Raw genomic sequence first — 15753 nt, 5'->3', positions numbered from 1 at the left:
GCCCGCCCGTTGTTTTATTGCGAATTTTGAGAGAAAGAGCGTCTGGTATGCAGGTCCATAAGTACGACGTCGTCATCGTCGGTGCCGGTGGCGCCGGGATGCGCGCCGCGATCGAATCCGGTCAGCGTGCGCGAACAGCAGTACTGACCAAGCTCTACCCCACCCGCTCCCACACGGGTGCGGCCCAGGGCGGCATGTGTGCGGCCCTGGCCAATGTCGAAGAAGACAACTGGGAATGGCACACGTTCGACACCATCAAGGGCGGCGACTACCTGGTTGACCAGGACGCCGCCGAAGTCATGGCCAAGGAGGCCATCGACGCAGTGCTGGACCTCGAGAAGATGGGTCTGCCGTTCAACCGCACGCCCGAGGGCCGGATCGACCAGCGCCGCTTCGGCGGCCACACCCGCGACCACGGCAAGGCTCCGGTCCGCCGGGCCTGCTACGCAGCCGACCGCACGGGCCACATGATCCTGCAGACGCTGTACCAAAACTGCGTCAAGCACAACGTCGAGTTCTACAACGAGTACTACGTCCTGGACCTCCTCACCGTCGAGGAAGACGCAGTGCGCGAGGACGGCACGGCGTACAAGCAGAAGCGCGTTGCCGGCGTCGTGTCCTACGACCTCGCCTCCGGCGAGCTGCACGTGTTCCAGGCCAAGTCCGTGGTGTTCGCCTCCGGCGGCGCCGGCAAGGTCTTCAAGACGACGTCCAACGCCCACACCCTCACGGGCGACGGCATGGGCATCGCCTTCCGCCGCGGCATTCCGCTGGAGGACATGGAGTTCTTCCAGTTCCACCCGACCGGCCTTGCCGGGCTGGGAATCCTGCTTTCCGAGGCCGCGCGAGGCGAGGGCGCCATCCTGCGCAACTCCGAAGGTGAGCGCTTCATGGAGCGCTACGCCCCCACCATCAAGGACCTTGCCCCGCGTGACATCGTGGCCCGCTCCATGGCCAACGAAGTCCGCGAAGGCCGCGGCTGCGGCCCGAACAAGGACTACGTCCTCCTTGACCTGACGCACCTTGAGCCGGCGCACATCGACGCCAAGCTGCCGGACATCACCGAGTTCGCCCGCACCTACCTCGGTGTGGAGCCCTACACGGAGCCGGTCCCCGTCTTCCCGACAGCCCACTACGCCATGGGCGGCATCCCCACGAACATCAACACCGAGGTCCTCCAGGACAACGACACCGTGGTTCCCGGCCTGTACGCCGCCGGCGAGGTGGCCTGTGTTTCGGTCCACGGCTCCAACCGCCTGGGCACCAATTCGCTGTTGGACATCAACGTGTTCGGCAAGCGTGCCGGCATCGCAGCCGCTGAATACGCCAAGACGGCCGGTTTCGTGGAACTCCCGGAGGATCCGGAGGCGTACACCCTGGAACTGCTGGACATTGCCCGCAAGGGCACCGGTGACGAAAAGGTGGCCGTGATCCGCAAGGAACTCCAGGACACCATGGACGCCAACATGCAGGTGTTCCGCACGGCCGAGACGCTCAACCAGGTCCTGAAGGACATCGCCTCGTTCGAGGAGCGCTACAAGCGCATCAACGTCCAGGACAAGGGAAAGCGCTTCAACCTGGACCTCCTCGAGGCCGTCGAACTCGGCTTCCTGCTGGAACTGGCGAAGGTCATGACGGTTGCTGCCCTTCACCGCGAGGAATCCCGCGGCGGCCACTTCCGCGAGGACTTCCCCGACCGCGACGACGAAAAATTCATGAAGCACTCCATGGCGTACAAGGACGAGCACGCTCCCGCGGACGGTTCCGCGGAGAGCATTGCCGGGATTCGGCTTGCCACCAAGCCGGTTGTATTTACGCGCTACGAGCCGATGGTGAGGAAGTACTAAAATGTCCGCTGAACTTGCTGAGCCAGCATCAAAGATTGAACTGCCCGCCGGCGTCGGCGGCGGCGGGGAAATCCCCACGTTCGACATCACCCTGCGCGTCCGCCGCTACAACCCGGAGGTTTCCGAGGAAGCCCGCTGGGATGACTTCAAGCTGACCATGTACGGCACGGACCGCGTGCTGGACGCCCTGCACAAGATCAAGTGGGAAGTGGACGGCAGCGTCTCCTTCCGCCGGTCCTGCGCGCACGGTGTGTGCGGCTCCGACGCCATGCGCATCAACGGCCGCAACCGCCTTGCCTGCAAGACCCTCCTGAAGGACCTCGACACGTCCAAGCCCATCACGGTGGAACCCATCAAGGGCCTCCCGGTGGAGAAGGACCTGATCGTCGACATGGAGCCGTTCTTCCAGTCCTTCCGCGAAGTCATGCCGTTCCTGATCAACAAGGGCCACGAGCCCACCAAGGAGCGCCTGCAGTCCGCCGAGGACCGTGAGCGCTTTGACGACACCACGAAGTGCATCCTGTGCGCCGCGTGTACGTCGTCCTGCCCCGTGTTCTGGACAGACGGCCAGTACTTCGGACCGGCCGCCATCGTGAACGCGCACCGCTTCATCTTCGACTCCCGCGATGACGCCGGCGACATGCGCCTGGAAATCCTGAACGACAAGGAAGGCGTGTGGCGCTGCCGCACCACCTTCAACTGCTCCGAAGCCTGCCCGCGCGGCATCCAGGTCACGCAGGCGATTGCCGAGGTCAAGCAGGCAATTTTGTCCCGCAAGATCTAGTGTCCGGCAGCTAGCAAGGTCCACCCCAGTATTGACGACGACGGCGCCTCTCACCTTCCGGTGGGGGCGCCGTCGTCGTAGATCTCCCAACGAAAGGGGAGCGTCATGTCACGTTCCGAAAAAGTCACCTTCGCAGGCTCCACCGGCGAGATGCTCTCGGGGATCGTTGACGTGCCCGAGGGCGCCGTCAAGGGCTGGGGTGTGTTCTCGCACGGCTTCACCCTTGGCAAGGACAGCCCGGCGGCGTCCCGGATCTGCAAGGCCCTGGCGGACAACGGGATCGGCATGCTCCGCTTCGACAATCTGGGCCTGGGCGATTCGGCCGGCCTGTGGTCCGAGGGGTCCTTCAGCCACAAGGTGGCCGACACGGTCCGGGCAGCCGAGTTCATGCGTGCCGAGGGCAGGGCGATTTCCCTCCTGGTGGGCCACTCGTTCGGCGGCGCCGCCGTCCTCGCCGCAGCCTCCGAGATTCCCGAACTCGACGCCGTGGCGACCGTCGCTGCCCCGTTCTCGCCGAAGCATGTGGCCCACGTCTTCGACGCCGCCCTGGACAAGATCCTCAGCGAAGGCAGCGCGGAGGTGGACCTCGGCGGCAAGCGCGTGGAGATCCGCCGGCACTTTGTCGAGGACCTGGAAAACGCCGACCTCACCGACTGCATCAAGCGGCTGCACAAGCCCCTGATGGTGCTCCACTCCCCCACCGACAACACCGTGGGAATCGAGAATGCCAGCACCATCTTTCAAACCGCCCGCCACCCGCGGAACTTCGTGTCCCTGGAGGGCAGCGACCATCTGCTCACCGGCAAAGGCCAGGCCGCCAGGGCAGCGAAGATTATCGCGGCGTGGGCCGATCAGTACCTCGACGCCGGGCGGTGATCCCGGCGGGACGGGGCCGCTCGGCCGCGTGGTGCTTCTCGACGGGCGTTTTCCCGGGCTGCACCTGCCGTGACCCCCAGCCGGTGGTTTTCGCTGCCGGAGCGGCCTTCAGGTCCTCCTGGCGGATGACGGACCAGGCCGCGGCCACGAGATAGACCTGGCTCACCAGGTTGAACCAGATGAGCAGCCCGATGATGATGGCGAACGGGGCCAGGATGGGGTTGCGTCCGGCGCCCGCCAGCAGTTCGGTGCTGAACACCTGGAGCACGGCCGTGCCCACACCGGCGAGAATGGTTCCCTCCAGCAGCGCCCGGCGGGACAGCTTCAGCCCCCCGGCCAGACGGAACATGATGACTGCGGTGACCCAGTTCAGCAGCAGGGGCACGGCGATCTTGATCAGCGCGGCCAGCCGCCCGCCCACTGCCGGATCCAGGCGGAGTTGCTCGATCACCCAGCCGGCCGCCGTGCCGAACACGAGGGAGGCACCGGAACTGATCACGAGGGCGACACCGAGCAGCAGCAGCGTTCCGGCGTCGCGCAGCTTGAGGACCACGGGGTTGAGCTTTAGCGGGCCCAGCATCATGACCCCGCGCAGGCCTTCCCGCAGGCCGGCGATCCAGCCCAGCGAGGTGACCACCGTGACGACGGCGGCGATGACGGCGGTCCAGCCAAGGCCTTCGGGGTTCAGGAGGTCCTTGGGATCCACCAGTCCGTCACCGCCGTTGACCTTCAGGAGGCCCGGGGCGCTTTCTGCCACGCTGGCGATGATGCGGTCCAGCAGGGCGGGCTGGCCACGGAGCACCAGGCCGGCGACGGAGAACCCGGTGGCCAGCAGGCCGGTGATCGAGAAGAACATGTTGAACCCGCTGCCGGCGCTCATCAGCGGTCCGTGCTGCCGCGTGTAGTGCTGCCATGCGCGCATCGGTCGGAAGGCGTTCAGCCGGGCGAGCAGCCACTGGAGCATAGCCATGAGCTGGGGCACCGGCCCCTTGCCCGACCGGCGCGTCTTGCCCCACTCCACCTTCTTGCGGATGACCTCGAGCTTCAGGCGTGCCCGGTCAGTGGGAAGAGGTGGCTCCTCCGGCATCTGCGGCTCGGAGCGGCTCTCGTTCGTCGTCAGGTTCGGTACCAAAGTCAAGCTCTTCCCGTAGCTGCCAAATACCGTCAGTATCGTGCTCGTAGAGTCCCATGCTAACCACAGGGAAGGTCGCCCTGTAGTCCTTGAGCACCGTTTCGGCCTCGTCCAGGCTTTCCGGGGCCACATCGTGCGCGACGGTCACGTGGGGGTGGTAGGCAAAGGGCAGCTGACGTTCCAAGGGGCCGGTCTGCAGTTTTTCGTGCAGCTCGACGCACTCCTCGAACCCCTCTTCCACGTTGATGAAGACCACCGGGGACACGGGCCGGAAGGAGCCCGTGCCGGCGATCGTGACCATGAAGGGTGTCTGGGTGCGCGCCACTTCGCGGACGTGTTCCCGCGCGGCCTCCCAGTCCTGGGTGGGCGTGGTGGTGATGAGGGTGATGTGCGCCGGAATGACCGTGGCCATGGGGTCCCCAAAGGACGCCCGCCACCGCTGCAGTTCCTCGGCGATTCCAGGCGGAAAGCCCAGGATGACCCCAAGGCTCATCGCGGAGCTGGCTTCGCTGGTGGCAGGCTTCCGAGCGGGCATCGGATTAGCGGGCTCCGGCGTATGGGAGGAAGCCGACCTTGGCGTAGACGTCCTGGAGGGTGGCCGTGGCAATTTCACGAGCCTTGTCCGCCCCGTGGGCCAGGAGCCGGTCCAGCTCAGCCGGATCTGCGAGCAGTTCGTTGGCGCGGTCGCGGATCGGCGTCAGGCGCTCTGTCACGACCTCGGCCAGGTCCACTTTGAGGTGGCCGTACATCTTGCCCTCGTAGGCCGCGACCAGCTGTTCCACGCTCTGGCCAGTGATGACCGAGTAAATGGTCAGCAGGTTGGACACGCCCGGCTTGGCCTCGCGGTCGAAACGGATCTCGGTTTCGGCGTCGGTCACCGCGGACTTGATCCGTTTGGCGGTGACCTTGGGCTCGTCGAGCAGGTTGATCAGGCCGGCCGGCGATTCAGCCGACTTGGACATCTTGACGGTGGGCTGCTGCAGATCGTAGATCTTCGCGGATTCCTTCTGGATGAAGGGCTTGGGCACCGTGAACGTTTGGCCGAAGCGGGTGTTGAACCGGGTTGCGAGGTCGCGGCTGAGCTCCACGTGCTGGCGCTGGTCCTCGCCGACGGGAACACCGTGCGGCTGGTACAGCAGGATGTCCGCGGCCTGCAGAACGGGATAGGTGAACAGGCCCACGCTGGCGGCGTCCGAGCCCTGCCGCAGCGCCTTGTCCTTGAACTGCGTCATGCGGGACGCTTCGCCGAAGCCCGTGATGCAGTTCAGGACCCAGGCCAGCTGCGCGTGCTCGGGCACCTGGGACTGGACAAACAGGGTGCACTTGTCCACGTCCACCCCGCCGGCGATGTACTGCGCGGCCGTGACGCGGGTGCGGCGTGCCAGTTCGGCCGGGTCCTGCGGAACGGTGATGGCGTGCAGGTCCGGGATGAAGAAGATGGCGTCGTACTCCTCCTGCATCCTCACCCAGTTGACGAGGGCGCCCAGGTAGTTGCCAAGGTGCAGCGAGTCCGCGGAGGGCTGCATCCCCGACAGGATGCGGTGGCGGATCCCGGCGTCCTGCCCGGTCCCGGTCGCCTGCTGGAGGGTGGCGGCGGCATCAGGCTGCCCGGAGCCCGCGGAGTTGGTCACGATGGGGGTGGAGGTCATTCGTCGGAGGCCTTAAGACTAGAGCCGGTAGTCCACTACCAGCGGTGCATGGTCAGAGAAACGGGTGTCCCACGAGGGCGCGCGGTCCACGACCGCCGATACAGCTGCGGCGGCGAGGGCGGGGGTAGCCATGTGGTAGTCGATGCGCCAGCCAGAGTCATTGTCAAAGGCCTGGCCGCGCTGGGACCACCAGGTGTAGGGGCCGTTGACGTTGCCCGCCAGGCCCCTGTGGACATCCTTCCAGCCGATTTCCTCGCCGAAGAAACGGTCGAAGTAGGCGCGCTCCTCGGGCAGGAAGCCGGCTTTCTTGACGTTGCCCTTCCAGTTCTTGATGTCCAGCTCGGTGTGGCCGACGTTCAGGTCACCCGTGACCAGGGCATGGTCGCTGTGCTTGGACAGTTCGGGCAGGCGTGTGGTCATGACGTCCAGGAAGCGGTACTTGTCCACCTGCTTGGGCGTCCCGACGTCGCCCGAGTGCACGTAGGCGCTCACCACGGTCAGCTGGGAGGGGTTGCCCGCGGCGTCCCGGACGCGGAAATCGGCCTCCACCCAGCGGCCGGCAGTGGCGAAGTAGTCGTCTCCGATGTGGGCCCGGGTTTCGAGCGGCTCCTCCCGGGAAGCGATGGCGACGCCGGCGCGGCCTTTGGCCTCAGCCTCGGCGTGCAGGACATGCCACCCTTCGCCCAGCAGCTTGTGGACGATGGCGTCCGGGGCGCGGACTTCCTGCAGGGTAAGGATGTCCACCTCGCGGTCCGCCAGCCACTCCGCCATGCCCTTCTTGTAGGCAGCGCGGAGGCCGTTGACGTTGACTGTTGCGATGCGAAGGTGGTCCTTCTTCAATGCCGAGCTCACCCGCTCCACTCTAGTCGATGATGGTTCCGGTAACGGGCTCACCCGGGCCGCCGGAGGACTTGATCATGTCCCTGGCGTTGGTCGCCGTGATTTCGATGGTCTCGAGGGCGCGGCGGATGGTTTCCTGGTCTGCGGCGGCACCCTTGGCGCGTTCCTGCTCCACCACCCGGACCTGCACCTGGACGATTTTGAAGGAGTGGTCCAGCTTCAGGTCGCGGACTTCCTCGGCTTCGCCGCGTTCACGCACCAGACGGGTTCCGCCATGGTCCGCGGAGGTGTGCGACGGCGCCCGGCCGGCCGCCGCGTTGAACGCATTCTGCGCCTCGTTGAGCTTCGCTCCGGCCTTCTTGGCTGCCTTCTGGATGCTGAACACCACGAACGATGCCAGCAGGAGCCAGAACAGTGCGATGACAGCCACGACCCAGCCGACGACGTCGTTCTGGTTTGCCGCGAAGATGACGGCTACCAGGAACGCCGTGATCAGGACCAGGAGGCCGGGGCCGCTGATGCGGAACATGGAAAATCCGCCCTTGGCCGGGTGGGAGGAAGATTTGGAGCTGCCCAGAGATTGCATGGTGCCATTGTCTCAAACCTGCGGGCGTGGCCAGGAACGCTTCCACCGGAGGCGAACAGCGCCGGCAGACACCGGCGCACAGCACCGGCAGTCAGCGCAGGACTGTTACTTCAGGAACAGACTCCGCAGCCTGCCGGTGGTCAGCATCAGGCCGAGCACGATCATCACCAGGTAATAGCCGATGTGGATGGCGGTCGCCGGGGTGAAGGCTCCCGCGCTGATCTGTCGCAGCAGCTCAACGCCGTGCCACAGCGGCATCGCCTGGATCATCCACTGGATGTACTCCGGGTAGACGCTCAGCGGATAGAACGTGGCGCTGAACAGGAACATGGGCAGCATGATGAAGTTGATCCAGTCCATCTGCTGGAACGTCTTCATGAAGCTGGTGATGCCCATGCCGAAACTGGCAAAACCGAAGGCGATAAGGACCGAGGCCGGGATCATGAGCAACGCCCATGGCGTGGTGATGAGCCCCAGCAGGCCCATCACGGCCGTGAAGCCGGTGGCGTAGAGCAGTCCGCGCAGCAGGGCCAGGAAGATCTCCCCCATCGCCACGTCCAGCGGGCCCAGCGACGTGTAGAGCATTCCCTGGTAGAGCTTGGCGAAGTTCATCTTGAAGAAGACATTCCAGGTGGAGTCGTACACGGCGCCGTTCATGGCCGAAACCGCCAGCAGGGCGGGGGCGATGTAGGCCGCGTAGCTGATCTCCTGTCCGCCCGGTCCCTGGACCGTGCCCACCACGGCACCCATCCCGATGCCCATGGAGAGCAGGAACAGCACCGGCTCGAAGAATCCGGACAGCATGACCAGCCAGTTGCTGCTCTTGGTGGCCATCAGCCCGCGCCCGATCACAGCCTTGGCGTTGCGGGAGTACAGCGGTCCGAAGCGCCTGTTGCGTGCCTCCTCGGTGACACTGTGGCCCTGGGTCAGGACTGTCATTGCCCCATCCTCCTCACGAATTGGCGCTTGGTGAGCACCCAGCCGAACCAGGCGAGCCCCAGCAGGAAGACGATGTGGATGATGGTCAGCACGGGCGGTTCGTCATAGCCGTAGCTCAGGACCCGCCCCAGTTCCGTCCCGTGCCAGATGGGCGAGATCCAGCCAACCCAGCGCACCAGGACAGGCAGCGTGTCCAGCGGGAAGAACGTGCCGGAAAAAAGGAACAGCGGCATCACGATGAACCGCATGACCATGGCGAACTGGCCTTTGTCCTCCTTGATGGTGGCGGCGTACGCCATCAGCGGCAGCCCGAAGGACAGGCCCGCCAGGGTGGCCACGAGGATGGAGATCCACCCCCAGCCGCTGGGCGAGGCACCGAACAGCGCCACGATCGCAAAGTAGATGACCGACTGCACGAAGAAGCGCACCGTCACGGCAATGATCTGGCCGCCGGCGATCTGCTCGGGCGTCAGCGGTGACGCATGTGGCCCGTAGTAGACCCGGCGCCATTTGAAGCCGTCCATCACCGGAAAGGTAAATTCCGTGGCGGCCGTCATGACGGCGGCCGAAATCAGCAGCGCGGGGGCGATGAACGCGAGGTAGCTCACCCCGCCGAACGCCCCGGCGGCACTGGCCTCCACGAGTGTGGCAAGGCCGACGCCCATCGCAAACAGGTAGGCGGCCGGTTGTCCCACGCTGTACAGGAAGATGGACCAGCCGTAGCCCTTCATCACCCGCAGGACCTGCTCGGCGAAATAGAACGCGCCCCAGCGCCGCGCCTTGGCGGCGGACACCTCCGGTGGGTGGGCGTGCAGGGGGGAACCCGCCGTCGGACGTTCTGCAAGGTCCCCTGACAGTGGGTCTTTTCCGGACAGCGGCTCAGTCAACGAGGCTCCTGCCCGTGAGCCGGAGGAAGACGTCCTCCAGCGAGGACCGGCGCACCAGCGAGGTGAGCGGGCGCAGGCCGCGGGCGGAGACTTCCTCCAGGGCCGCCTCGCCGTCGTGGGTGTAGATCAGGACGCGGTCCGGCAGGGTCTCCAGCCGCTCGCCGATTCCTTCGAGTTCCCCGCCAATGCTGGCGTTCCGTTCCGAACCGAAGCGCAGTTCCAGGACCTCGCGGGTGGAATAGTTGCGGATCAGGCTGGCCGGGGAGCCCTCCGCCATTATCCGGCCCTTGTCCACGACGATGAGCCGGTCGCAGAGCTGCTCGGCCTCGTCCATGTAGTGGGTGGTGAGGATCAGCGTGACTCCCTGTTCCTTGAGCCGGAACAGGCGGTCCCACAGGATGTGTCGCGCCTGCGGGTCGAGGCCCGTGGTGGGCTCGTCGAGGAGCAGGATGCGGGGCTCGTTGATGAGCGAGCGGGCGATGGTGAGGCGCCGCTTCATGCCTCCAGACAGCGCATCCACTTTGGACTTGGCCTTGTCCGTGAGCTGCGCAAATTCGAGCAGTTCATCCGCCTTCGGCCGCAGGTAGCTCATCGGCAGCCCGAAGTAGCGCCCGTACACCAGCAGGTTGTCCCGGACCCTGAGTTCTTCGTCCAGGTTGTCCTGCTGCGGCACGACGCCCAGGTGCGCACGGACTTCCGGCCCGTGCTGCTCCGGGTCCAGCCCCATGATGGTCAGGCTGCCGGAGGTGCGCTGGGCCACCCCGCCGATCATCTTCATGGTTGTCGATTTGCCGGCGCCGTTGGGTCCCAGCAGCCCGAACGACTCCCCCGCGGGAACGCTGAAGGAAATGCCGTCGACGGCGGTGACGTCGCCGTAGGTTTTGGTCAGGTTTTCAGCCTTGATGACGAACGGGCGCGGGACCGGCCCGGATTCCTCGCTGGACACAGGTTTTTCGGACGTTTCTTCGGAAGAGTGGAGTTCGGGCACCCCATTACGCTAATACCCGTCCGGGGCCAAAGGAATAGCTCGGTCTCAAAAGATTGCGCCCGCCAAACGCCGCAGGGCGCCCGCTCCCGGAGGAGAGGGCGCCCTGCGCTTCGATCAGCGGAGGCCCCGCTGGTTGAGCTTGCCCAACCTAGGCCAGGCCGGCGTGGCGTTCCGCGGTCTCCACCACGTTGGCGAGGAGCATGGCGCGGGTCATCGGACCCACGCCGCCCGGATTCGGGGACAGCCAGGCGGCGACGTCGGCAGCATCCGGGTGCACGTCCCCGGTGACCACCGCTTTGCCGGTGCCGTCATCGACGCGGCTGACGCCGACGTCGAGCACTATCGCGCCCGGCTTCAGGTTTTCAGCCTTGATCATGTGCGGCGAGCCCGCAGCGGCGATCACGACGTCGGCCTGCCGGAGTTCGGCGGGCAGGTCGACGGTGCCGGTGTGGGCCAGGACCACGGTGGCGTTGACGTCCTTGCGGGTGAGCAGCAGGCCCACCGGACGACCGATGGTGACGCCGCGGCCCACCACGAGGACGCGCTTGCCCTTGAGGTCGATGCCGTGGCGGGTCAGCAGCTCCACGCAGCCCTTGGGTGTGCACGGCAGCGGGGACTTCATGGGCCCGCTGATGTTGGCCACGAGCCGGCCCAGGTTCATCGGGTGCAGGCCGTCGGCGTCCTTGTCCGGATCCATGGCCTCCAGGATGACGTCCTGGTCGATGTGCTTGGGCAGCGGCAGTTGGACGATGTAGCCGGTGCAATCCGGGTTCTCGTTCAGCTCGCGGACCACTGCCAGGAGGTCCTCCTGGCTGGTGTCCTCGGGCAGGTCGCGGCGGATGGACGTGATGCCTACCTCGGCGCAGTCCTTGTGCTTGCCGCCCACGTACCACATGCTGCCCGGATCGGAGCCGACGAGGATGGTGCCCAGTCCCGGTGTGACGCCTTTGGCCTTGAGTGCGGCCACACGTTCAGTCAGTTCGGCCTTGATGGCGGCGGCGGTGGCCCTGCCGTCAAGGATCTGGGCGGTCTTCGCGATATCAGCGGTCATTGGTTACCACTGCTCGTGCTGCGGGTACAGGGGGAAGTCGGCGGCGAGCTTGTCCACGCGGGCCTGCAGCGCCTCCACGTCGGTGCCGGAGCCGGCCTTCAGTGCGGTGGCGATGATCTCGGCGACCTCGGTGAATTCGTTGGCGCCGAAGCCGCGGGTGGCCAGTGCCGGCGTTCCGATGCGCAGGCCGGAGGTGACCATCGGCGGGCGGGGGTCGAACGGCACGGCGTTGCGGTTGACGGTGATGCCCACGGAGTGCAGGAGGTCTTCGGCCTGCTGGCCGTCCAGCTGCGAGTTGCGCAGGTCCACCAGCACCAGGTGCACATCCGTGCCGCCAGTCAGGACCGAGACGCCGGCCTCGGCGACGTCGGACTGGTTCAGGCGGTCGGCGATGATCTTCGCACCTTCGAGGACGCGCTCCTGGCGCTCCTTGAATTCTGCGGTGCCGGCGATCTTGAAGGCCACAGCCTTCGCCGCGATCACGTGCATGAGCGGTCCGCCCTGCTGGCCGGGGAAGACGTTGGAGTTGAGCTTCTTGGCCCACTCCTGCTTGGCCAGGATCACGCCGGAGCGGGGGCCGGCGAGGGTCTTGTGCACGGTGGAGGTGACGACGTCGGAGTGCGGCACCGGGCTCGGGTGCAGTCCGGCCGCCACGAGGCCGGCGAAGTGCGCCATGTCCGTCCAGAGGAGGGCGCCCACTTCGTCCGCGATGGAGCGGAACGCGGCGAAGTCGAGGTGGCGCGGGTAGGCGGACCAGCCGGCGATGATGACCTGCGGCTTTTCGGCGATGGCCTGCTCGCGCAGATTGTCCATGTCGATGCGGAAGTTGTCCTGCTCCACCTGGTAGGCCGCCACATTGTAGAGCTTGCCGGAAAAGTTAAGCTTCATGCCGTGGGTCAGGTGGCCACCGTGCGCCAAGGACAGGCCCAGGATCTTGTCGCCCGGGGTGATCATGGCGGAGAGTGCGGCAGCGTTGGCCTGCGCGCCGGAGTGCGGCTGGACGTTGGCGTATTCGGCGCCGAACAGGGTCTTCACCCGGTCGATTGCCAACTGCTCGGCAACGTCGACGTATTCGCAGCCGCCGTAGTAGCGGCGGCCCGGGTAGCCCTCGGCGTACTTGTTGGTCAGGACGGAGCCCTGGGCTTCCATCACGGCGCGCGGCGCGAAGTTTTCGGAGGCGATCATTTCCAGGGTGCCGCGCTGGCGGCCGAGCTCCTGGTCCAGGACTGCGGCGATCTCGGGGTCGAGTTCAGCCAGCGGCTGGTTGCTGACGGTGGCGGAAGTGCTGACGGAAGTCGGTGAAGTAGTCACGAAGAACTCCTGGCTAGGGATGGGCACTGCTAAGGTCAGGCTACCGGCTGGGGGCGCGGCTCCGCCCCTGATGACAATCCGGGACTGGCCCGCAATCGTCCGTTCAGGGCGCCGCAGCGCACCCGGGAGACCGCGCACTTCAGGAAGCGCAGCGCTCAACCGGCAAAACATGACCCTCGGCCCAGGCGTACGATCCGTGGTCTTCGTGATTGCCGCTCCCTGGTGGTTAGCCACCCAACGCCAGTTGCGACCCCACCAGACTACCAAAAGCCGGCCGCCGGCGCGGGTAGGCTGTTCTTCGTGATTGAAGACCAGCTCGCCAAAGCGTACGTAATAACCCTGTCCTGCCCGGACCGCCCCGGAATTGTCCACGCCGTGGCCGGCGCCCTGCTCGTGGCGGGCTGCAATATTACGGACTCCCAGCAGTACGGCAGCCAGTCCACCGGAACCTTCTTTATGCGCGTCGAGGCCACCACGTCCGCCTCCCGGGCCGAGGTCCAGGCTGCCCTGGAACCCGTTGCCGAGGCCTTCGGCATGCAGTGGAGCCTCCACCCGGTGGGCCAGAAGGTCCGCACACTGCTCATGGCGAGCAAATCCGCGCACTGCCTGAACGATTTGCTGTTCCTGCAGCGCTCCGGCACGCTGCCGATCGAGGTTCCGGCCATCGTCTCCAACCACAACGACCTGGCCGGGCTCGCAGAGTTCTATGGAATTCCGTTCCACTACATTCCGGTCACCCCCGACACCAAGGTCCAGGCGGAGGACCGGCTGCGGAAGATCATTGCGGAGGAAGGCATTGAGCTGACCGTCCTGGCCCGCTACATGCAGATCATCTCGGATGATCTGTGCGCGGAGCTGACCGGCAAAGCCATCAACATCCACCATTCCTTCCTGCCGTCCTTCAAGGGCGCGAAGCCGTATCACCAGGCCCATGCCCGCGGCGTGAAGCTGATCGGCGCCACGGCACACTACGTCACCGCTGCGCTGGATGAGGGCCCCATCATTGAGCAGGAAGTGATCCGGGTGGACCATGCGCGCACTCCCGAGCAGTTCGTGCAGATGGGCCGCGACGTTGAGGGCCGGACCCTCGCCCAGGCAGTGCAGTGGCACGCCGAGCACCGGGTGCTCCTGGACGGCAACCGGACCGTGGTTTTCAACTAGCCTCCGTGTAGCCAGGATCCAGGGAGTAGGACGTGGCGCCGGCCGGGGAGGACCCAGCTCCGCAGGACAGCGGCGAGGACAGGCTGGCAAAGTTCTACAACCAGCGCGCCGTCTTGCACCCGGAGCATCCGCTGACCCCACAGCGTGCGGAGCAGCGGGAGCTATTCATCGCCCGGCTGAAAGCTGAGGGCAGGCGCGGCGTTCTGGAAATCGGCACTGGCCCGGGGCTCGACGGTCTGAAGTTCGTCCAGGCGGGCATCCAGTACACCGGCGTTGACCTGTCCGAAGGGCAGGTGCGGATCGCCACAGCCAAGGGCCTGAACGTCTCGGTTGCCAGCGCCCGGAACCTTCCCTTCGCCAACGGCGCGTTCCCTGCGCTGTGGAGCATGAGCACGCTGTTGCACATCCCCAACCGGGACATCGACGGCGTCGTCCGTGAACTCGTGCGGGTGGCCGCGCCGGGTGCGCCGATCGCCGTCGGCCTCTGGTCCGGGGAGGACGAAGAGGTGCTCAACCCCGAAGACCAGATCCAGCCGCGGCGATTTTTCAGCCGTCGAAGTGACGCCGCGCTGCGGCAGATCTTCGGCCGTCACGGCAAGATTGAGGAATTCGTCACGTGGCCGGAAGGCACTGGCGCCGAGTCCGGCCCTGGCGCTGGCCACTGGACGCAGCATTACCAGTTCCTGATCCTCCGCGCTCCACGGCGTAATTAGGTAGCGCGCCGATCGGCCTGACAGAAGCGACCGGCGGTTCACAGCGGCCGCGTTTTAACTGAGACTGGTTAACACCATGCCTTTGTTGACGGACACCTCACTGGAACCCTTCATCGCCCTGCTCAAGGCCGAGGGGCGGCACGCAGTCCTGGACGTGTGCTGCGGTCCGGGCGATGACGGCATCAGGTTTGTCCAGGCAGGAATCCACTACACGGGCGTTGATCCCTTCGACGGGAACGTCCGTTATGCCGTCGCCCGCCGCCTGAGCGTGTCGGTGGCGGAGCCCGCGCGCTTGCCCTTCGCGGACAACACCTTCCCGGCTGTCTGGGCGGTCGAGTCGCTGGCGGGCCTCACGGCGGACCAGGCGGACGGCATCGTGCGGGAGCTTGAGCGGGTAGCAGAGCCGGGCGCGCCGATCGCCGTCGTCCTCCCCTGAGCGGCACTCCACTGTGTCTTAGGCTGGGGGCATGGCTCCCATCTACTCTTTCGCCGGCGACACGCCGGACATCCACGCCTCCGTCTTCGTTGCTCCGACGGCGTCCATCATCGGCCGCGCCACGCTCGCCGAGGACGCCAGCGCCTTCTACGGAGTCTCCGTACGCGCCGACACCGCAACCATCAGCGTGGGCAGCGGCAGCAACCTGCAGGACAACGTGGTGCTGCACGCCGACCCGGGATTCCCCTGCAGCGTCGGGGCGCGGGTCAGCGTCGGGCACAGCGCGGTGGTTCACGGCTGCACCGTTGAGGACGACTGCCTCATCGGCATGAGCGCCACCATCCTCAACGGCGCGGTGATCGGCGCCGGCTCGCTTGTGGCGGCCGGCGCCGTGGTGTTGGAGGGCACCGTGGTTCCGCCGCGCTCCCTCGTGGCCGGGGTCCCCGCCAAGGTCCGCCGGGAACTCACGGATGAGGAGTTCGACGGCGTGAAGCGCAACGCGGCGAACTACCGTGACCTCGCGCAGGCACACCGCGAGGTCCACGCCGACTGA

Annotated in this window: 17 protein-coding genes and 1 riboswitch; of the genes, 7 read left to right on the top strand and 10 right to left on the bottom strand. The window is 66.2% G+C overall.

From position 1 onward, the window contains the following. Positions 1 to 47 precede the first annotated feature (47 nt). The 3 genes from sdhA (at position 48) to JYA52_RS16340 (ending at position 3507) form a co-directional block, all read left to right on the top strand. A complete protein-coding gene (gene sdhA, locus JYA52_RS16350) occupies positions 48 to 1847 on the top strand; it encodes a succinate dehydrogenase flavoprotein subunit (protein ID WP_205654224.1) in 1800 nt (599 codons plus the stop codon). Between the two features lies 1 nt (position 1848). Further along, positions 1849 to 2631 (top strand): succinate dehydrogenase iron-sulfur subunit, encoded by a 783-nt coding sequence (locus JYA52_RS16345; protein ID WP_205654223.1) that lies wholly within the window; start codon positions 1849 to 1851, stop codon positions 2629 to 2631. Between the two features lie 105 nt (positions 2632 to 2736). Then, on the top strand, positions 2737 to 3507 hold the full coding sequence (locus JYA52_RS16340) for an alpha/beta hydrolase family protein (RefSeq protein ID WP_205654222.1): 771 nt from the start codon (positions 2737 to 2739) through the stop codon (positions 3505 to 3507). On the opposite strand, the gene JYA52_RS16335 is transcribed toward JYA52_RS16340, so the two are convergent. The 10 genes from JYA52_RS16335 to glyA form a co-directional block, all read right to left on the bottom strand. Continuing rightward, positions 3464 to 4528, bottom strand: a complete 1065-nt coding sequence (locus tag JYA52_RS16335; RefSeq protein WP_307869425.1) for a YihY/virulence factor BrkB family protein — start codon at positions 4526 to 4528, stop codon at positions 3464 to 3466. The genes JYA52_RS16340 and JYA52_RS16335 overlap by 44 nt on opposite strands. Before the next feature lie 37 nt (positions 4529 to 4565). Next, complete coding sequence (locus tag JYA52_RS16330; protein ID WP_205654221.1) at positions 4566 to 5174, bottom strand: 2'-5' RNA ligase family protein; 609 nt, start codon at positions 5172 to 5174, stop codon at positions 4566 to 4568. A gap of 4 nt (positions 5175 to 5178) precedes the next feature. Continuing rightward, positions 5179 to 6288, bottom strand: coding sequence for a tryptophan--tRNA ligase (gene trpS / locus JYA52_RS16325; protein WP_205654220.1), 1110 nt, complete (start codon positions 6286 to 6288; stop codon positions 5179 to 5181). Positions 6289 to 6306: 18 nt separating this feature from the next. After that, positions 6307 to 7140 carry an exodeoxyribonuclease III gene (locus tag JYA52_RS16320; protein WP_205654219.1) on the bottom strand — a complete coding sequence of 278 codons (834 nt, stop codon included), beginning with the start codon at positions 7138 to 7140 and terminating at the stop codon, positions 6307 to 6309. A gap of 10 nt (positions 7141 to 7150) precedes the next feature. Continuing rightward, complete coding sequence (locus JYA52_RS16315; protein WP_205654218.1) at positions 7151 to 7714, bottom strand: hypothetical protein; 564 nt, start codon at positions 7712 to 7714, stop codon at positions 7151 to 7153. Between the two features lie 105 nt (positions 7715 to 7819). After that, entirely contained in the window at positions 7820 to 8653 is an 834-nt protein-coding gene (locus tag JYA52_RS16310) for an ABC transporter permease (RefSeq protein WP_205654217.1), read from the bottom strand. Further along, positions 8650 to 9510: an ABC transporter permease gene (locus tag JYA52_RS16305; protein WP_205654523.1), complete on the bottom strand. Its 861-nt coding sequence runs from the start codon at positions 9508 to 9510 to the stop codon at positions 8650 to 8652. The genes JYA52_RS16310 and JYA52_RS16305 overlap by 4 nt, the downstream gene beginning before the upstream one ends. A 22-nt stretch (positions 9511 to 9532) precedes the next feature. Next, positions 9533 to 10486: an ABC transporter ATP-binding protein gene (locus JYA52_RS16300; protein ID WP_205654522.1), complete on the bottom strand. Its 954-nt coding sequence runs from the start codon at positions 10484 to 10486 to the stop codon at positions 9533 to 9535. A gap of 190 nt (positions 10487 to 10676) precedes the next feature. Then, positions 10677 to 11579 (bottom strand): bifunctional methylenetetrahydrofolate dehydrogenase/methenyltetrahydrofolate cyclohydrolase, encoded by a 903-nt coding sequence (locus JYA52_RS16295; protein WP_205654216.1) that lies wholly within the window; start codon positions 11577 to 11579, stop codon positions 10677 to 10679. A gap of 3 nt (positions 11580 to 11582) precedes the next feature. After that, complete coding sequence (glyA, locus tag JYA52_RS16290) at positions 11583 to 12890, bottom strand: serine hydroxymethyltransferase (protein ID WP_205654215.1); 1308 nt, start codon at positions 12888 to 12890, stop codon at positions 11583 to 11585. 172 nt (positions 12891 to 13062) lie between these two features. Beyond that, positions 13063 to 13148: riboswitch (ZMP/ZTP riboswitch) on the bottom strand. A 42-nt stretch (positions 13149 to 13190) separates the two neighbouring features. On the opposite strand from glyA, the gene purU reads away from it, so the two are divergent. The 4 genes from purU to JYA52_RS16270 all read left to right on the top strand — a co-directional run bounded on the left by purU (position 13191) and on the right by JYA52_RS16270 (position 15753). Then, positions 13191 to 14051: a formyltetrahydrofolate deformylase gene (gene purU, locus JYA52_RS16285; protein ID WP_205654214.1), complete on the top strand. Its 861-nt coding sequence runs from the start codon at positions 13191 to 13193 to the stop codon at positions 14049 to 14051. 32 nt (positions 14052 to 14083) lie between these two features. After that, positions 14084 to 14764, top strand: a complete 681-nt coding sequence (locus tag JYA52_RS16280) for a class I SAM-dependent methyltransferase (RefSeq protein WP_205654213.1) — start codon at positions 14084 to 14086, stop codon at positions 14762 to 14764. Between the two features lie 76 nt (positions 14765 to 14840). Then, on the top strand, positions 14841 to 15200 hold the full coding sequence (locus JYA52_RS16275; protein WP_205654212.1) for a class I SAM-dependent methyltransferase: 360 nt from the start codon (positions 14841 to 14843) through the stop codon (positions 15198 to 15200). Between the two features lie 31 nt (positions 15201 to 15231). Then, entirely contained in the window at positions 15232 to 15753 is a 522-nt protein-coding gene (locus JYA52_RS16270) for a gamma carbonic anhydrase family protein (protein ID WP_205654211.1), read from the top strand.

Source organism: Arthrobacter pascens, assembly GCF_017052465.1.
In the GTDB taxonomy this organism is placed as follows: Bacteria; Actinomycetota; Actinomycetes; order Actinomycetales; family Micrococcaceae; genus Arthrobacter; species Arthrobacter pascens.
The sequence above is the reverse complement of the archived record's forward strand: the minus strand, read 5'-3'. Positions and strand labels throughout refer to the sequence as shown.